The sequence below is a fragment of the Pseudomonas coleopterorum genome (assembly GCF_900105555.1).
Taxonomy (GTDB): domain Bacteria; phylum Pseudomonadota; class Gammaproteobacteria; order Pseudomonadales; family Pseudomonadaceae; genus Aquipseudomonas; species Aquipseudomonas coleopterorum.
Window position 1 is genome coordinate 4,717,537 of record NZ_FNTZ01000001.1, and the last position, 17,784, is coordinate 4,735,320.

Sequence of the window (17,784 nt, forward strand, 5' to 3'; positions counted from 1 at the left end):
CTAGACTGGCTCGCCACTCAGGCGTCACTCAAGGAATCGAACATGACCACCGCACCCTCGTCGGTACTCCCTGCGCTTCTTGCCGACAACCCCTTGCTGGGCAACCACGAGATAGTCCCCTATCACCTCATCAAGGCCGAACACGTCGAGCCGGCCATCACCCATGTGATCGAAAGCAACTTGCGTCAGCTGGCGCAACTGCTCCCCGAGCAGCTCGAATCACCCACGTGGGAAGGCTTGGTCAAGCCACTGGAAGACATGCATCAGCGCCTGCTGGCGGTTCTGCAACCCGAGCAGTTGCTCAGTCGGCATCACCATCTGGCGGTGATCGAGGCTTATGCGAAATGCCGCGAGCGGGTACAGGCCTATGAGTCGGCCATCAAGCACAACCGCACGGTGCAGGCCGCCTTGCAACTGCTGCAGCAAAGCCCGCAGGCCCTGGAGTTCGATGAGACCCAGCAGGCGGCATTGAACCAGGCCCTGCGCGCCACGCGATTGGCCGGGGTGGGCACCCAGCGTCCCACGCAGATACGCATCGAACGCCTGCATGTAGAACTGGAAGGCTTGTACCAGACCTTCGCCGACAACCTGAATGCGGCCAGCCAGGGCTGGACCCTGGCCATCGATGACGAAACTGCCCTGGCGGGCATCGCCCCTGCCGTACGCGCCAGCATGGCCCAACGGGCACGCGAGGCCGGCCTTTCCGGTTGGCTGCTCACCCTGGAACTGCCGCTGGTGCTGGCGGTGGCGAGCCAGGCTCACGACCGCTCGCTGCGCGAACAGGTGTACAAGGCTTTCTACACCCAGGCCTCGGACCAGGGCCCGCGTGCCGGGGAGCAGGATAACGGGCCCGTGCTGCAACGCATCCTCGCGGCCCGTGCCGAGTTGGCCGAAGCGAGTGGGTATCGCAGCTACGCCTCGCTGGCCCAAGCCACGCGCATGTTCGACGAAGCCGCCGACGTGGAGCAGTTGCTGCTGCAACTGATCGACAAGGTCCGTCCGGCGGCGCAGGCCGAATTCGCGCCCGTGCAAGAGCTGGCTTCATTGTTTGGTGTGAAATCGCTGAAGGCGTGGGACTGGGATTACTACCGGGAAAAATACCAGCAGATCCACCACGGCGTGACCGAGCTCAAGGTGCGCGAATATTTCCCCATGCAGGCGGTGATGGACGGCATGCAACACCTGCTCGCCCAACTGTTCGACGTACAGTGGCTCGAATGCCCCCCAGCACCACGCCAACCTGCCTCGGTGCGCCTGTTCCGCCTCAGCGAAGGGGATCAGGTGCTGGGTTACATTTACCTGGACCTGCACACCCGGCCGAAGAAGCGCGCGGGCGCCTGGATGGAGGCTCTGCGTGACCGCCACCGCTTCGCCGACGGACGCCTGCAACTGCCGATTGCCCATGTGGGCTGTGATTTCGCTGCCCAGACACCAGAGTTTCCCTGCCTTTTGAGCCTGGGCGATATCCAGACGTTTTTCCACGAACTGGGCCATGCGTTGCACCATGTGCTGACGCGCATCGATCACGGCAGCGTGTCCGGCATCAAGGGCGTGGCCGAAGATGCGGTGGAACTGCCCAGCGGCGTGTTCGAACACTGGGCCATGCAGCCGGAAATCCTGCAGTCGTTGTCGCGCCATCATCGGACCGGCGAGCAGATCGGCAGCGCTTTCGTCGAACAGGCGCTCGCAGCCCAGGCCCGCTTCCGGGCTCAGGCGCTGTTGTGGCAGCTCGAATACGCCCTGGTGGACTATCGCCTGCACAGCACGAGCGATGGCCTGTCGGCGCAACAGATCGGCGAGCAGGTGCTGGAGAAGACCCAAGTGGTCCGCCATCCACCCTATGTGCGTTGGCTCAACACCTTCGCTCATTTGTTCACCAATGAAGACTATGCGGCCGGGTATTACACCTATGTCTGGTCGCAGGTGCTCGCAGCTCATCTGTTCACTCGTTTCAAACGCGAAGGATTGTTGGCGAATCGGGCCGGTAAGGATTTCCAACGCCTGATTCTGGCATCGGGCGGGACTCGGCCCTTCGCCGAACTGGTGGAAAGCTTCGCCGGGAGCAAGCCGGGTGTCGAGGCATTGCTGGCAGATCTGGGGATCGAGGCTTGACCTGTTCGAGCAGATGCATCGAGCCAACCGATACACTGCAAGACTGAAACCGGTTTCATTTGCCGTCACAAATAGATACATTTGTCGGTTGAAGCGCCAGGGCGGCATTTTGCCGCGCCTGGCTTCGTGCCGAATGTGTCGCGTCTGCGCCTTCCACAAAGCATCACCCGCCTCTGGCCGCGTGGTGCAACGAACACGTACCGCTGAGCTGCGCATCGATAAAAACCGTATCGAACAGCTGATGAGAACCCTGATGTCCGAGCAAGAAAACAACCCGCGCCGGGATTTTCTGCGCAAAACACTGACCTTGATTCCGGTGGTGACCGTTGCCAGTAGCGGCCTGGGCCTCGGCGCCCTGACGGCCGATGCCCAGGCGGATACGCGGGCCGCGCCGCCTGCGCCGGTGCCAAGCGCCGATTACCAGCCGTCGTTTTTCACCGCTGAAGAGTGGGCTTTCGTACAGGCCGCGGTGGCTCGGCTGATTCCAGCGGATGACCTGGGCCCCGGTGCCCTGGAAGCCGGCGCAGCGGAATTCATCGATCGGCAGATGAACACCCCGTATGCCACGGGGGCATTGTGGTACATGCAAGGTCCATTCGTGACCGATGCCCCGCCCCAGATGGGCTATCAACTGCAGCTGGTGCCCCAGCAGATCTACCGCCTGGGCATTGCCGCCACTGATGCCTGGTGCAAGGCTCAATCGGGCAAAGTGTTCGCTGAGCAAGACAGCGCTACCCAAGACCGTGTTCTTAGCAAGATCGAGGCAGGAGAGCTGGTTTTCGACGAACTGCCCGCCACTGCCTTCTTCAGTCTGATCCTGCAGAACACCCGTGAAGGCTTCTTCTGTGACCCCGTGCACGGCGGCAACAAGGGCATGGTCGGCTGGACCCAGATCGGTTTTCCGGGCGCACGCGCCGACTTCATGGATTGGGTGGAGCGCAACGAGCAATACCCCTTCCCCGCTGTATCGATTCGCGGCGAGAGGGCCTGACATGACAACGGTAATGAAGAAAGTCGACGCGGTCATCGTCGGGTTCGGCTGGACGGGCGCGATCATGGCCAAGGAACTCACCGAGGCAGGTCTCAACGTGGTGGCGCTGGAGCGCGGCCCGATGCAGGACACCTACCCGGACGGCAGTTATCCACAGGTGGTCGACGAGTTGACCTACAGCGTGCGCAAGAAGCTGTTTCAGGACATCTCCAAGGAAACCGTGACCATCCGCCACAGCGTCAACGACGTTGCACTGCCCAACCGCCAGTTAGGTGCGTTTCTGCCGGGCAAGGGTGTCGGCGGCGCCGGTCTGCATTGGTCGGGCGTGCACTTCCGTGTCGATCCCATGGAACTGCGCATGCGCAGCCACTACGAGGAGCGCTACGGCAAGCAGTTCATCCCCAAGGACATGACCATCCAGGACTTCGGTGTCAGCTATGAAGAGCTGGAGCCGTTCTTCGATTTCGCCGAAAAAGTCTTCGGCACCTCGGGTCAGGCCTGGACGGTGAACGGCGTGCGGGTCGGCGAAGGCAAGGGTGGCAACCCCTATGCACCGGATCGTTCCAACCCGTTCCCGCTGGCCTCGCAGAAGAACACCGTTTCGGCGCAGTTGTTCCAGAAGGCCGCCGCCGAGGTCGGTTACAAGCCGTACAATCTGCCGTCGGCCAATACATCGGGGCCGTACACCAACCCCTATGGTGCGCAGATGGGCCCCTGCAACTTCTGCGGTTTCTGCAGTGGCTATGTCTGCTACATGTATTCCAAGGCGTCACCGAACGTGAACATCCTGCCGGCGTTGCGCCAGGTCGAAACCTTCGAGTTGCGCACCAACGCCCACGTCCTGCGGGTCAATCTGGACAGCACCAAGCGCAAGGCGACCGGTGTGACCTACGTCGATGCCCAGGGGCGAGAAGTCGAGCAACCGGCGGATTTGGTGATTCTCGGTGCGTTCCAGTTCAACAACGTGCGCCTGATGCTGCTTTCCGGTATCGGCAAGCCCTACGATCCCAAGACCGGCGAAGGTGTGGTCGGCAAGAACTTCGCCTACCAGAACATGGCCACCATCAAGGCCTTCTTCGACAAGGACACCCACACCAACAACTTCATTGGCGCCGGTGGCAACGGTGTGGCGTTCGACGACTTCAATGCCGATAACTTCGACCACGGCCCCCATGGCTTCGTCGGCGGCTCGCCGATGTGGGTCAACCAGGCCGGCAGCCGACCGATCGCCGGCACGGCCAATCCACCGGGCACGCCAGCCTGGGGCAGCGCCTGGAAGAAGGCCACCGCCGACTACTACACCCATCAGGTGTCGATGGACGCCCACGGCGCCCATCAGTCCTATCGCGGCAACTACCTGGACCTGGATCCGGTGTACCGCGATGCCTATGGCCTGCCGTTGCTGCGCATGACCTTCGACTGGCAGGAAAACGACATCAAGATGAACCGCTTCATGGTCGAGAAAATGAGCAAGGTCGCCCAGGCCATGAACCCCAAGACCATTGCCTTGCTGGGCAAGAAGGTCGGTGAGCATTTCAATACCGCCTCCTACCAGACCACCCACCTCAACGGTGGCGCGATCATGGGCACCGACCCCAAGACCAGTGCGATCAACCGCTACCTGCAGTGCTGGGACGTGCACAACGTGTTCGTTCCAGGCGCCTCGGCCTTTCCCCAGGGGTTGGGTTACAACCCTACCGGCCTGGTGGCGGCACTGACCTACTGGTCTGCACGGGCCATTCGCGAGCAGTACCTGAAGAACCCCGGCCCGCTGGTGCAGGCATAAGGAGCGCAGAGATGAACGTTATCCAGATCGCTGCGCTGACCCTGCTCGCCAGTCTGTTGACCAGCCTCCCGGCCAGGGCCGCAGAGTCCGACGACGCCCTGATCGAGCAGGGCCGTTACCTGGCCCGTGCCGGTGACTGCGTGGCCTGCCATACCGCCAAGGGCGGTGCGCCGTTCGCCGGCGGGTTGGGCATGGAGACGCCGATCGGCACGGTTTACTCGACCAACATCACGCCGCACAGCGACGGCATCGGCAACTACAGCTTCGAAGACTTCGACAAGGCCGTGCGCCACGGCATCGGCAAGAGTGGCAGCAGCCTGTATCCGGCCATGCCCTACCCGTCTTATGCACGGGTCAGCGATGCCGACATGCACGCCCTGTACGCCTACTTCATGAAGGGCGTGGCGCCGGTGGCCGAACCGAACAAGCCGACCGACATTCCCTGGCCACTGAGCATGCGCTGGCCGCTGGCGATCTGGCGCGGACTGTTCGCCCCTCCGGTCAGCGCCTATCAGCCGCCGCCGGGCTCCGATCCGGTGATCAGCCGCGGCGCCTACCTGGTCGAGGGGCTTGGGCACTGTGGCGCCTGCCATACCCCGCGGGCGATCACCATGCAGGAGAAGGCCCTGAGCGCCGGCGACAACGCCGACTTCCTGGCTGGCAGCGCACCGCTCGAAGGCTGGATTGCCAAGAGCCTGCGCGGCGATCACAAGGACGGCTTGGGCAGCTGGAGCGAAGAGCAACTGGTGCAGTTTCTCAAGACCGGCCGCAGCGATCGCAGCGCGGTGTTCGGCGGCATGAGCGATGTGGTCGAGCACAGCATGCAGTACATGACCCATGAAGACCTCACGGCCATCGCTCGATACCTGAAGACGCTGCCGGCGGTGGACCGTGCCGACAAGCCCCATGAATACGACGCACGTGTGTCCGACGCATTGTGGAAGGGAGACGACAGCAAGGTCGGTGCCGGGGTGTACATCGACAACTGCGCGGCCTGTCATCGGACCGATGGCCAGGGCTACACCCATGTGTTCCCGGCCTTGGCTGGCAACCCGGTGCTGCAGACCGAGGATGCCAGTTCGCTGATCCATATCGTGCTGGCAGGTGGCACGTTGCCGGCCACTCACACGGCGCCGTCCACCTTCACCATGCCCGGCTTCGCCTGGCGCCTGTCCGATCAGGAAGTGGCTGATGTGGTGAACTTCATCCGCACCAGCTGGGGCAATCAGGGCTCGACGGTGTCGGCCGACGACGTCGAGCAGATGCGCGGCGACGACATGAAGCACACCTCCGGCGATGACCTGGGGCAGTCCACCAGCCACTGATCATGGCTGGCGGCCCTTTCGCGGGCAGAGACCCGCTCCCACAGTGAGATGAATTCTCAACTGGCCTTGTGGGAGCGGGTCTCTGCCCGCGAAGGGGCCCCCACTGACACCCTCCGGTAAAAAGACCCCTCAATTCCAGCCTTGTGGGAGCGGGTCTCTGCCCGCGAAGAGGCCCTCACTGACCCCCTCCAGTAAAAAGACCCCTCAATCCTAGCCTTGTGGGAGCGGGTCTCCGCCCGCGAAGAGGCCCTCACCGACACCCTCCAGTAAAAAGGCCTCCTCAATCCGCATTGAAACGATCACGGCTGTTGCTCAAATGCAGCCACATCGCCGCCCGTGCCGCATCGGCATCCTGCTTGCGAATCGCCTGGTAGATCGCTTCATGCTCGAGGTTCGCCACCTGCCCCAGCTGGGACAGATCGGCATCGCCCTTCTCCAGCGCGTTGAGCCGAGTGCGCGGAATCATCGCATCGCCCAGGTGCTGCATGATGTCGGTGAAATACGTATTACCCGTTGCCTCGGCGATCAGCAGGTGAAAGCGCTTGTCTTCCTCCACGCAACTGTCGTTGTTGGCCAGCGAGCGCTGATAGTCGTCCAGCGCCTTGCGCATGCGTTGCAGTTGAGACTCGCTGCGGCGCTTGGCCGCCAGGGCGGCCGCCTGGGTCTCCAATCCCAGACGCAACTCGAGAATGCCACGCACACTGAGCGCCGTGTCGACGTTCAAGCGCAGGCCATGGGCCGGCTCGCGCTGCAGCACGAACGTTCCCACCCCATGCCGGGTTTCCACCAGACCCGATGCCTGCAACCGTGACAAGGCTTCGCGCACCACGGTTCTGCTGACGCCGTGCTCGGCGACAATAGCGCCCTCCGACGGCAGCTTGGCGCCCGGCGCCAGGGTGCCCAGGCGGATCTGCTGGCTCAAGGCCTCGACCAGCCCGTGGGCCAGGCTGTTTGGTCGCTTCGACATCGATGAGGCTCCCGGAGGAAAAAACCGATCATACCTTGCGAGCATCTTCCGGGCGCTGCCGGGCCAGTCACCGGATGACACCGACCGTTCAGCAACGGCATCACCAACACTGATGAAGATGTATGACAACGACGAATGGCAGGCTGGTTGACCCTGTATGCGTTGAGTTCAACAAATATCTAGTTGTATGATGTCTGCCGACCGAGCACCCAGCTGCCGATCGACACAGAAACTACCCGCATAAAAACAATCAGTGGGAGATTTGAATTGTGAGCAATTCAAACGTTGCAACCGGCGATGCCGTCCTGGCCCGTGCCGTCTCGAAAGTGAAGAGTCACGTACTCCCGCTGTTCGTCATCATGTTCATCGTCAACTACATCGATCGGGTCAACATCGGCTTCGTGCGCACGCACCTGGAGCATGACCTGGGCATCGGCGCGGCGGCCTATGGCTTCGGTGCCGGGCTGTTCTTCATCGGCTATGCACTGTTCGAAGTGCCGTCCAACATGCTGTTGCAGAAAGTCGGCGCACGGGTCTGGTTGACGCGGATCATGTTCACCTGGGGCATCGTCGCCACGATGATGGCGTTCATTCAGAACGAAACCCACTTCTACATCCTGCGCTTTCTGCTGGGGATCGCCGAAGCCGGTTTCTTCCCGGGCGTGATCTACTACTTCACCCGCTGGTTGCCTGGCGTCGAGCGCGGCAAGGCGATTGCCATCTTCCTCAGCGGCTCTGCCTTGGCCTCGCTGATTTCCGGACCCCTGGCCGGTGCGCTGTTGCAGATCGAAGGTTTGGGGATGCACGGTTGGCAGTGGATGTTCCTGATCGAAGGCCTGGCTTCGGTGCTGCTGTGCTTCTTCGTCTGGTTCTGGCTGGATTCAAAGGTCCACGACGCCAAATGGCTGACCCTGGAGGAGAAAGACGCGCTGGTGGGCGAGATCGATCGCGAACAGCGCGAACGTGACGCCATGCACACCGTCAAGCCGACCTTGGGCACGCTGCTCAAGGATCGCCAGATCCTGCTGTTCTGCCTGATCTACTTCTGCATCCAGCTGACCATCTATGCCGCCACCTTCTGGCTGCCCAGCATCATCAAGAAAATGGGCGGTCTGGATGACCTGCAGGTGGGCTTCCTCAATTCGATACCCTGGCTGATTTCGATCATTGCCATGTACGCGTTTGCCGCGCTGTCGGGCAAATTCAAGTTCCAGCAAGCCTGGGTGGCCACAGCGCTGCTGATCGCCGCCGCCGGTATGTTCCTGTCCACCACGGGCGGACCGGTGTTCGCCTTCGTGGCCGTCTGCTTCGCCGCCATTGGCTTCAAGTCGGCGTCCTCGCTGTTCTGGCCCATCCCCCAGGCCTACCTGGATGCGCGTATTGCCGCGGCGGTGATCGCACTGGTGAACTCGGTGGGTAACCTGGGCGGCTTCGTCGCGCCGGCCACCTTCGGTTTCCTGGAGCAGAGCACCGGCTCGATCCAGGGCGGGCTGTACGGCCTGGCCGCGACATCGGTGCTGGCCGCGATCGTGGTGTTCTTTGCCCGCACTCAGCCCAAGCCCGGCAAACCCGTAAGCGGCATCGCCGAACCCGTGCAGGCGCGTCCGCTCTGACGAGCGCGATCCCCTGTACCGTTTTCGCCAGGCCCCTGCGGCGCCTGGCGTGGATTCAATGACAAGGAAAACCACATGACCACGCACAACGCCCCCATCGTCACCAGCCTGCAAGTCATTCCGGTTGCCGGGCACGACAGCATGCTGCTCAACCTCAGCGGTGCCCACGGCCCGTTCTTCACCCGCAACATCGTGATTCTCAAGGACAGCGCCGGCAACACCGGGGTTGGTGAGGTGCCCGGGGGCGAGCGCATTCGCGAGACCCTGGAAGATGCCCGCAGCCTGGTGGTGGGGCAGCCCATCGGCCAGTACCAGCAGATCCTCAACCGCATGCGCACCACCTTTGCGGCTCGCGACAGTGCGGGCCGTGGTCTGCAGACGTTCGACCTGCGCATCACCATCCATGCCGTGACGGCCATGGAAGCTGCCCTGCTCGACCTGCTTGGCCAGTTTCTCGAAGTGCCGGTGGCAGCGCTGCTCGGTGAAGGCCAGCAACGCGATGCGGTGAAGATGCTCGGCTACCTGTTCTATGTGGGCGATCGTGGCCAGACCGACCTGGCCTACCGCAGCGAGCCGGACGCCGCTGATGACTGGACCCGCCTGCGTCACGAAAAGGCACTGACCCCCGAGGCGGTGGTGCGATTGGCCGAAGCGGCCAAGGCCAAGTACGGCTTCAACGACTTCAAGCTCAAGGGCGGCGTACTGCGCGGTGCCGAGGAAATCGAGGCGGTGACGGCACTGGCCGAGCGTTTCCCCGACGCGCGCATCACCCTGGACCCCAACGGTGCCTGGTCACTGAAAGAGGCGATCGGCCTGTGCCGTGATCAGCACCATGTGCTGGCCTACGCCGAGGACCCCTGTGGCGCGGAAAACGGCTATTCGGGACGTGAAGTCATGGCCGAGTTCCGCCGTGCCACGGGCCTGCCCACCGCCACCAACATGATTGCCACCGACTGGCGCGAGATGGGGCACGCCATTCAATTGCAGTCGGTGGACATCCCGCTGGCCGACCCGCATTTCTGGACCATGCAGGGGTCGGTACGGGTGGCGCAGATGTGCAACGACTGGGGGCTGACCTGGGGCTCGCACTCCAACAACCATTTCGATATTTCGCTGGCGATGTTCACCCAGGTGGCCGCTGCGGCACCGGGCGAGATCACCGCGATCGACACGCACTGGATCTGGCAGGACGGCCAGCGCCTGACCAAGGAGCCATTGCAGATCATCGATGGCTTCGTCAAAGTGCCCGCCAAGCCGGGCCTGGGCGTGGACATCGACATGGACGAAGTGGCCAAGGCCCACGAGCTGTACAAGACCAAGGGCCTGGGCGCGCGGGATGACGGCATTGCCATGCAATACCTGATTTCAGACTGGAAATTCGATAACAAGCGCCCCTGCCTGGTGCGCTAATCCACGTATCAACCCTGTGGGAGCGGGTCTCTGCCCGCGAAACGGAGCATGCGGTGGCTCAGGCAGACCGTGGCGGCTGCTTCGCGGGCAGAGCCCGCTCCCACAGACCTGCTGCCGCTATACAGAACTTGAACCTTATCTCGGGTTGGCAATTCGATAACAAGCGCCCCTGCCTGGTGCGCTAAGCCACGTATCGACCCTGTGGGAGCGGGTCTCTGCCCGCGAAACGGAGCATGCGGTGGCTCAGGCAGACCGTGGCGGCTGCTTCGCGGGCAGAGCCCGCTCCCACAGACCTGCTGCCGCTATACAGAACTTGAACCTTATCTCGGGTTGGCAATTCGACAACAAGCGTCCCTGCCTGGTGCGCTGAGCCACTCATCGCCCCTGTGGGAGCGGGTCTCTGCCCGCGAAACGGAGCATGCGGTGGCTCAGGCAGACCGTGGCGCCTGCTTCGCGGGCAGAGCCCGCTCCCACACCATGTCGCCCCTGTGAGAGCGGGTCTCTGCCCGCGAAACGAAGCATGCGGTGGCCCAGGCATACCGCGGCGCCTGCTTCGCGGGCAGAGCCCGCTCCCACAGTTCTGCTGCCGCTATGCAGAACTTGAACCTTATCTCAGGTCGGCAGTTCGACAACAAGGTCCCTGCCTGGTGCGCTAAGCCACGCATCGACCCTGTGGGAGCGGGTCTCTGCCCGCGAAACGGAGCATGCGGTGGCTCAGGCAGACCGTGGCGGCTGCTTCGCGAGCAGAGCCCGCTCCCACAGTTCTGCTGCCGCTATGCAGACGACTTGAATCCTATGTAGCAACGGCGCAAGCCGCGTCGGCGGTTTAAGCGGTGCATCTGGGAGAACGCGGTGAAGCCGGACGCGACTCACGCCGCTGCTACAGGGACGCCGTCCATCGTCTCGATAATCCCCATCCCCGCACAATAGAGCGCTCGATTCAGGTTCAGTTAAGTTTTCACCGGTAACGTTAGTGACAAATGACTCACAAGTCATAATCCTATGTAAATCGTCTCGTCCAGCCGTGAGCTGTGGGAATTTTTACCCGGTAAACTGGGAACCATCTCAAATCCAGCAAGAGGATGAATCATGAGCGACAAGGATCCTACACCGAGCCATGCCGATACGGCTGAAGCCTCCCTGAAACAGATCGTCGACGGCTTCCTGCATTTCCATCATGACGTCTTCCCCCAGCAACAAGAGTTGTTCAAGAAGCTTGCCACCGCGCAAGCACCGCGGGCCATGTTCATCACCTGCGCCGACTCGCGCATCGTTCCCGAACTCATTACCCAAAGCTCTCCCGGCGACCTGTTCGTGACCCGTAACGTCGGCAACGTCGTGCCGCCTTATGGCCAGATGAACGGCGGCGTTTCCACCGCTCTGGAATACGCCATCCTGGCCCTGGGCGTGCAGCACGTCATCGTCTGCGGCCACTCCGACTGCGGCGCCATGCGGGCCGTACTCAACCCCGCTTCGCTGGAAAAGATGCCAACCGTCAAGGCCTGGCTGCGCCACTCGGAAGTGGCCCGCACCGTGGTCGAAGACAACTGCAACTGCGCCAACGAAGCCGAAAGCATGAAAGTGCTGACCGAAGAAAACGTCATCTCCCAGTTGCAACACCTGCGCACCCACCCATCGGTGGCCTCGCGCATGGCCAGCGGCCAGTTGTTCATCCATGGCTGGATCTACAACATCGAAACCAGCGAGATCAAGGCCTACGACGCCGAGCAGGACTGCTTCCGTCCGCTCGACAGAACGACCACGACGCCTAGCGCTACGCCCAAGGGCCGCTTCTAGGTCGCCGTGGCGTCCGTTTGACAGGGCCTGCCTGGCCAACATCTGTCGACAGCACACCTCAACGATTGCTTGCCGAATCCACCTGTAACCGCCGCGCCGGTTGGGCTACAGGGGATTGGGCAGGCACGCTGCTGCCTGTCGAAAAGAGTGGCCCGGCTCGCTTGAATGCTTGCAGGAGATTGAACGTGAATATTGCACACATGAAAGCGGTGTTGCCGCGCGAGTTGCTCGCCTCGGTCGTGGTATTTCTGGTCGCGCTGCCGTTGTGCATGGGTATTGCCATCGCCTCGGGAATGCCGCCCTCCAAGGGCCTGATCACCGGCATCATCGGCGGTATCGTGGTCGGCTTTCTGGCCGGCTCGCCGTTGCAGGTCAGTGGTCCGGCCGCCGGCCTGGCCGTGCTGGTCTTCGAACTGGTTCGTCAGCACGGCATGGCCATGCTCGGTCCCATCCTGCTGCTGGCTGGTCTGCTGCAACTGTTGGCCGGGCGTTTCAAGCTCGGTTGCTGGTTCCGCGTCACGGCGCCGGCGGTGGTCTACGGCATGCTGGCCGGTATCGGCGTGCTGATTGTCTTGTCCCAGGTCCACGTCATGCTCGACCGGGCGCCGCAGCCTTCGGGTCTGAGCAACCTGATCGAATTCCCTGCGGTCGTCGGCCAAGCCATTCCCAGCATCGGTGGCGGATTGGGCTGGCAAGCCGGGTTGTTGGGCCTGCTGACCATCGCCGTCATGTACGCCTGGGAAAAGCTACGCCCGCAGAAGCTGCGCTTCGTTCCCGGCGCGCTGCTGGGCGTGGGGCTGGCCACCGGGCTGAGCCTGTTCTTCGCCATGCCGGTCAAGCGTGTCGAAGTGCCGGCGAACCTGGCTGAAGCCATCGACTGGCTGCGCCCCGCCGACCTGCTCAACCTGGCCGATCCGGCCCTGTTGATCGCCGCCATTGCCGTGGCCTTCATTGCCAGTGCCGAGACATTGCTGTCGGCGGCTGCGGTGGATCGCATGCACAATGGTCAGCGTTCGGATTTCGATCGCGAACTGTCGGCGCAAGGTGTGGGCAACATGCTGTGCGGCATCCTCGGCGCGCTGCCGATGACCGGTGTGATCGTGCGCAGTTCGGCCAACGTCCAGGCCGGTGCACAGACCCGTCTGTCGGCGATCCTGCACGGTGTCTGGCTGCTTGGTTTCGTCGTCCTGCTGTCCAGCCTGTTGCAGAGCATCCCGGTGGCAAGCCTCGCGGGCGTACTGGTCTTCACCGGCGTCAAGCTGGTCGACTTCAAGGCCTTCAAGGGCCTGGGCCGCTACGGTCGCATGCCGATGTTCACCTACGCGGCCACGGCCCTGGCGATCGTCTTCACCGACCTGCTTACCGGTGTGCTGCTGGGCTTCGCCCTGACCCTGCTGAAGCTGGCCTTCAAGGCAGCGCGCCTGAAGATCACCCTGGTCGACCAGGCCCCTGGTGAGGTGGAGTTGCGCATGGTGGGCTCGGCAACCTTTCTCAAGGTCCCGGCGCTGACCAAGGCATTGGCCAGCATTCCGGAAGGTACGATTGTCCATGTGCCGCTTGCTGGCCTGACCTACATCGACCACTCCTGCCTGGAACTGCTGGAGGACTGGGGCCGCGCGAATCAGAGCAAGGGCTCGCGGATGATCATCGAAAGCCGCGGCCTCAAGCGGCGCATCGAAGGTCAACTGCGGACCAGCGCAGGCTTCGGCAGCTGACCCGGCAACCGGGAAGCGCTCTGCAGGGCTTGGCGACTAGTGCTCGCCAGGTCCTGTCGCAGCCTGCGAGCCTGCGAGCCTGCGTTCAAGTCCAGGCCAATCCCCAGGCGCCGTGACATGCACGGCCACTGTTTCCATGCTGCCCCGGTCTCGGGGCTGATCAGCTTGTCGCGGTAGGCTTGCACCGACGGCAGCTCGAAGCTTTCATCGCACAGCATCTGGTCCACCGAATGGTGCACGACCTCGTCCAACTCGTTGGCGAAGGTTTCACCGATCAACTGGTGGGCGATCAGGTTGGCCACGGTCATGTCCAGCGGTATCAGCGGCTGGCCGAGGTGACGGATGTACAGATCGTTGATTTCCTCTACCAGACGATGGGCCAGGTAGGCTTCATCGAGCAGGCCATCCATTCCTGGATGGTCCGCGAGAATGCCGGGCGGTTGCAGGAAGTATTCTTCGGCAATCTTCAGCACCGGATCGATCTGCGATTGGATACCCGCCTTGACCGACACCTCGCTGGCGGCGTCGAGCAGTTGCGGGACTTCATCGATGTAGGCGGCGACGAAGCGCCACAGGGCGGTGTCGTTGCCTTCAGCGATGTCGATGGACGGGTGCAGCTGCGGCAGCTGCTTTTCCAGGCGCTGCTGCAGCTGGCCGGAAGCGGCCTCGTGTTCGGTGGCACGTTGGATCTGCTCGCGCAATGCGGCGGTGTTCATGAAGGCTCCAGGCGGGTGTCACGAAAGTGAAGTGGGAACGATAGCTGGCCCATCGGGAAGGCTAAGACGCATTTGTCATAGTCGGGACACATTTCATAACGACGCGAACCACTACCCTCCTCATGGCTCGCCTGATAACGTCGCCCCTCTTACGTGCATTGACCCCAGACTCATGACAAAAGCGCAGAAAATCGTCTTCATCGTTGCCGGTGCCCTTGCCTTGCTGATCGGATTGAGCGTTCACCACCTGCTCACCCGGCAGAGCCAACCCAACCGCGCCGCATTGGTCGATGCAGGGATCATCCTGTTGGCCCAGAGTCGCGCGATGCCTGCGCTGCAGATGACCGACCAGGACGGCGCCCCCGTTCACGTCGACCAGCTCAGGGGCAAGTGGTCGCTGCTGTTCTTCGGCTACACGTTCTGCCCGGATATCTGCCCGACCACCCTGGCCAACCTGCGCGACGTGCAGCAACAGCTGCCCAACGCCACGCGCGAGCGCTTGCAGGTGGTGCTGATCAGTGTCGACCCGCACCGCGACACCCCCGAGCGCCTCAAGCAGTACTTGGGTTATTTCAAGGCAGGCTTCGAAGGGTGGGTCGCGCCGGTCGAAACCCTGCAGGCGCTGGCCAGCGCCATCAGCATTCCGTTCATCCCCGCCGACACGCGCAAGCCCAATTACCTGGTGGAGCACAGCGCCAACCTGGCGTTGATCGGGCCGGATGGGCGCCAGCGGGGGTTCATTCGCGGGCCGATCGACAATGCGAAGATGATCGCCCAGCTTCCGGGGCTGGTCGCGGGCGATTGAGAAAGGAAGGTCGAGCTTACACTCGACCTGTCACAGGCTTAAAAAGCGGGAAGCACCGCGCCCTTGTATTTCTCGGTGATGAACTGCTTGAGCTCGGGGCTGTGCAGCGCGGTGGCCAGTTTCTGCATGGCCGGTGAGTCCTTGTTGTCCGGGCGCGCCACCAGAATGTTCACGTAGGGCGAGTCGTTACCTTCGATGAACAACGCATCTTTGGACGGATCCAGCTTGGCTTCCAGGGCGTAGTTGGTGTTGATCAGCGCCAGGTCGACCTGCGTCAGTACGCGCGGGATGGTCGCCGCTTCCAGCTCACGGATCTTCAAGCCCTTGGGGTTCTCGACGATGTCCTTGGTGGTGGCCAGGATGTTGCTCTGGTCCTTGAGGCGAATCAGGCCGTATTTCTGCAGCAGCAACAGGGCACGACCGCCGTTGGTGGCGTCGTTGGGCACCACCACGTTGGCGCCGTTGCCCAGCTCGTCGAGCTGCTTGATCTTGCTCGAATAGGCGCCCAGGGGCTCCAGGTGAACGCCGGTCACGGCGACCAGATCGGTACCCTTGCCCTTGTTGAACTCATCCAGATACGGCTGGTGCTGGAAGAAATTGGCGTCCATGTTCTTCTGCGCGACCTGGACGTTGGGCTGGATGTAGTCGGTGAACACCTTGATGTTGAGGTCCACGCCCTGCTCGGCCAGTTGCGGCTTCACGAATTCCAGAATCTCGGCATGGGGCACGGCGGTGGCCGCCACGTTCAGGCTTTCGTTGGCCTGGGCGGACAGTGCAGCGACGGCGGCCATGGCGGCCAGTAGTCTTTTCATCTTCGATTTCCTTTTCGGCCCGTGGGCCAGACCTACGATTATTTGCGAGAGAAGTGCACGACCAGGCGGTCGCCCAGCATCTGCAGCAGTTGGACCATCAGAATCAGGATGATCACCGTGACGTACATCACGTTGTCCTGGAAACGCTGGTAGCCGTAGCGAATCGCCAGGTCACCCAGGCCCCCGGCGCCGACCACGCCAGCCATGGCGGTGTACGACACCAGCGTGATGGTCGTCACGGTGATGGCCGCTATGATCCCCGGCAGGGCTTCGGGCACCAGCGCCCGGGTGATGATCTGCCGCGTCGTGGCGCCCATGGCCTGGGTTGCCTCGATGATGCCGCGGTCGACTTCGCGCAGGGCGGTTTCCACCAGCCGCGCGAAGAAGGGCACGGTGCCGATGACCAGTGGCGGAATTGCCCCGGCCACGCCCAGCGACGTCCCCACCAGCACCACGGTGGTGGGGATGAGCAGGATGATCAGGATGATGAACGGCAGCGAGCGGACCACGTTGACGATGAACGACAGCACCGCATAGAGCCTGGGCTTTTCGAACATCTGCCGCGGGCTGGTGAGGAACAGCAAAACACCCAGCGGCAGGCCCAGCAGGATGGTGAACAGCAGCGACGCACCGAGCATCACCAGCGTGTCGAGAGTGGCCTGCCAGATTTCGCTCCAGTCGACGCTGGCGAAGAAGTTGATCAGGTCCATCAGCGCAGCACCTCCATGTGAACGTCGGCAGCGGTGAAGCGGGCGAATGCCGCGTTCATGTCGCCGCCATTGATTGCCAGGGTCAACTGGCCATAGGGGGTGTCCTTGATGCGATCGATGCGGCCGGCCAGGATGCTGTAGTCGACGCCGGTCTCGCGCGCCACGGTGCCCAGCAGCGGCGCGTAGGTGGCCTCGCCCTGGAAGGTCAGGCGCACGATGCGGCCTTCCACATGGGCGAAGTCGCTGCGCTGCTCGTTCTCGTCGACTTGCTCGTCTTCCTGAACGAAACGACGGGTGGTCGGATGCTGTGGGTGCAGGAATACGTCGGCCACAGGGCCTTGTTCGACGATGCGTCCGGCGTCCATCACCGCAACCTGATCGCAGACCCGACGGATCACGTCCATTTCATGGGTGATGAGCACGATGGTCAGTTGCAGTTCGCGGTTGATCTCGGCCAGCAGTTGCAGGACAGAGGCCGTGGTCTGCGGATCCAGGGCGCTGGTGGCCTCGTCGCAGAGCAGGATCTTGGGGTTGGTCGACAGCGCGCGGGCGATGCCGACACGCTGCTTCTGACCACCGGACAGCTGTGCCGGGTACTTGCGCGCATGGTCGGACAAGCCGACGCGCTCGAGCAACTGGGCCACGCGCTGGTCGATTTCCTTGCGCGACAGGCGCCCGGCCAGGTTCAGCGGCATCGCCACGTTATCGGCAACGGTCTTGGAAGCCAGCAGATTGAAATGCTGGAAAATCATGCCGACCTGTTGCCGAAAACCCCGCAGGCCGTCGGCATCGAGCGCGGTGACGTCTTCACCGTCGACGATGATCGTGCCACCGCTGGGGTTTTCCAGGCGGTTGATCAGGCGCAGCAGCGTGCTTTTGCCCGCGCCGGAGTGGCCGATGAGGCCGAACACTTGGCCTGCCGGCACCGTGAATCGGGTGGGATGCAGCGCGGGAATTTCCCTACCGGCCACGCGGTAGGTCTTGTGGACATCTTGGAACTCGATCACGTAGCGAACCTTGTGGGG

General features: G+C 62.7%; 13 protein-coding genes and 1 pseudogene. 9 read left to right on the top strand and 5 right to left on the bottom strand.

Features of this window, described 5'->3' with window-relative positions; genetic code table 11:
- The first annotated feature begins 42 nt into the window (after positions 1-42).
- From BLV18_RS21320 to BLV18_RS21335, 4 genes are all read left to right on the top strand, one after another.
- Entirely contained in the window at positions 43-2,112 is a 2,070-nt protein-coding gene (locus BLV18_RS21320; RefSeq protein WP_090361757.1) for a M3 family metallopeptidase, read from the top strand.
- Positions 2,113-2,365: 253 nt separating this feature from the next.
- On the top strand, positions 2,366-3,103 hold the full coding sequence (locus tag BLV18_RS21325) for a gluconate 2-dehydrogenase subunit 3 family protein (protein ID WP_090361760.1): 738 nt from the start codon (positions 2,366-2,368) through the stop codon (positions 3,101-3,103).
- A 1-nt stretch (position 3,104) separates the two neighbouring features.
- Positions 3,105-4,889 carry a GMC family oxidoreductase gene (locus tag BLV18_RS21330; RefSeq protein ID WP_090361763.1) on the top strand — a complete coding sequence of 595 codons (1,785 nt, stop codon included), beginning with the start codon at positions 3,105-3,107 and terminating at the stop codon, positions 4,887-4,889.
- An 11-nt stretch (positions 4,890-4,900) separates the two neighbouring features.
- Complete coding sequence (locus BLV18_RS21335) at positions 4,901-6,214, top strand: c-type cytochrome (protein ID WP_090361766.1); 1,314 nt, start codon at positions 4,901-4,903, stop codon at positions 6,212-6,214.
- Positions 6,215-6,494: 280 nt separating this feature from the next.
- Here BLV18_RS21335 and BLV18_RS21340 read toward each other — a convergent pair whose 3' ends face one another.
- A complete protein-coding gene (locus BLV18_RS21340) occupies positions 6,495-7,181 on the bottom strand; it encodes a FadR/GntR family transcriptional regulator (protein ID WP_056844879.1) in 687 nt (228 codons plus the stop codon).
- A 266-nt stretch (positions 7,182-7,447) separates the two neighbouring features.
- Between BLV18_RS21340 and BLV18_RS21345 the strand changes: the two genes are divergently transcribed.
- The 4 genes from BLV18_RS21345 (at position 7,448) to BLV18_RS21360 (ending at position 13,716) form a co-directional block, all read left to right on the top strand.
- Positions 7,448-8,794 carry an MFS transporter gene (locus tag BLV18_RS21345; protein ID WP_376787072.1) on the top strand — a complete coding sequence of 449 codons (1,347 nt, stop codon included), beginning with the start codon at positions 7,448-7,450 and terminating at the stop codon, positions 8,792-8,794.
- Positions 8,795-8,869: 75 nt separating this feature from the next.
- Positions 8,870-10,204 carry a glucarate dehydratase gene (gudD, locus tag BLV18_RS21350; protein WP_090361769.1) on the top strand — a complete coding sequence of 445 codons (1,335 nt, stop codon included), beginning with the start codon at positions 8,870-8,872 and terminating at the stop codon, positions 10,202-10,204.
- Positions 10,205-11,293: 1,089 nt separating this feature from the next.
- Positions 11,294-12,001 carry a carbonic anhydrase gene (locus BLV18_RS21355; protein WP_049860502.1) on the top strand — a complete coding sequence of 236 codons (708 nt, stop codon included), beginning with the start codon at positions 11,294-11,296 and terminating at the stop codon, positions 11,999-12,001.
- Between the two features lie 200 nt (positions 12,002-12,201).
- Positions 12,202-13,716 (top strand): SulP family inorganic anion transporter, encoded by a 1,515-nt coding sequence (locus tag BLV18_RS21360; protein WP_197980065.1) that lies wholly within the window; start codon positions 12,202-12,204, stop codon positions 13,714-13,716.
- Positions 13,717-13,799: 83 nt separating this feature from the next.
- On the opposite strand, the pseudogene BLV18_RS21365 reads toward BLV18_RS21360, so the two are convergent.
- A pseudogene (locus BLV18_RS21365) lies at positions 13,800-14,432 on the bottom strand (hypothetical protein); the annotation flags it as partial.
- Positions 14,433-14,604: 172 nt separating this feature from the next.
- Here BLV18_RS21365 and BLV18_RS21370 point away from each other — a divergent pair.
- Positions 14,605-15,237, top strand: coding sequence for an SCO family protein (locus tag BLV18_RS21370; protein WP_090361776.1), 633 nt, complete (start codon positions 14,605-14,607; stop codon positions 15,235-15,237).
- 38 nt (positions 15,238-15,275) lie between these two features.
- On the opposite strand, the gene BLV18_RS21375 is transcribed toward BLV18_RS21370, so the two are convergent.
- Genes BLV18_RS21375 through BLV18_RS21385 form a run of 3 tightly spaced genes read right to left on the bottom strand, consistent with a single transcriptional unit; the run spans position 15,276 to position 17,766 of the window.
- On the bottom strand, positions 15,276-16,049 hold the full coding sequence (locus tag BLV18_RS21375; RefSeq protein WP_090361778.1) for a MetQ/NlpA family ABC transporter substrate-binding protein: 774 nt from the start codon (positions 16,047-16,049) through the stop codon (positions 15,276-15,278).
- A 38-nt stretch (positions 16,050-16,087) separates the two neighbouring features.
- The gene (locus tag BLV18_RS21380) at positions 16,088-16,759 is read right to left on the bottom strand and encodes a methionine ABC transporter permease (RefSeq protein WP_049860507.1); all 672 of its coding nucleotides are present in this window, start codon (positions 16,757-16,759) and stop codon (positions 16,088-16,090) included.
- On the bottom strand, positions 16,759-17,766 hold the full coding sequence (locus tag BLV18_RS21385; RefSeq protein ID WP_090361781.1) for a methionine ABC transporter ATP-binding protein: 1,008 nt from the start codon (positions 17,764-17,766) through the stop codon (positions 16,759-16,761). The genes BLV18_RS21380 and BLV18_RS21385 overlap by 1 nt, the downstream gene beginning before the upstream one ends.
- Between the last annotated feature and the right edge of the window lie 18 nt (positions 17,767-17,784).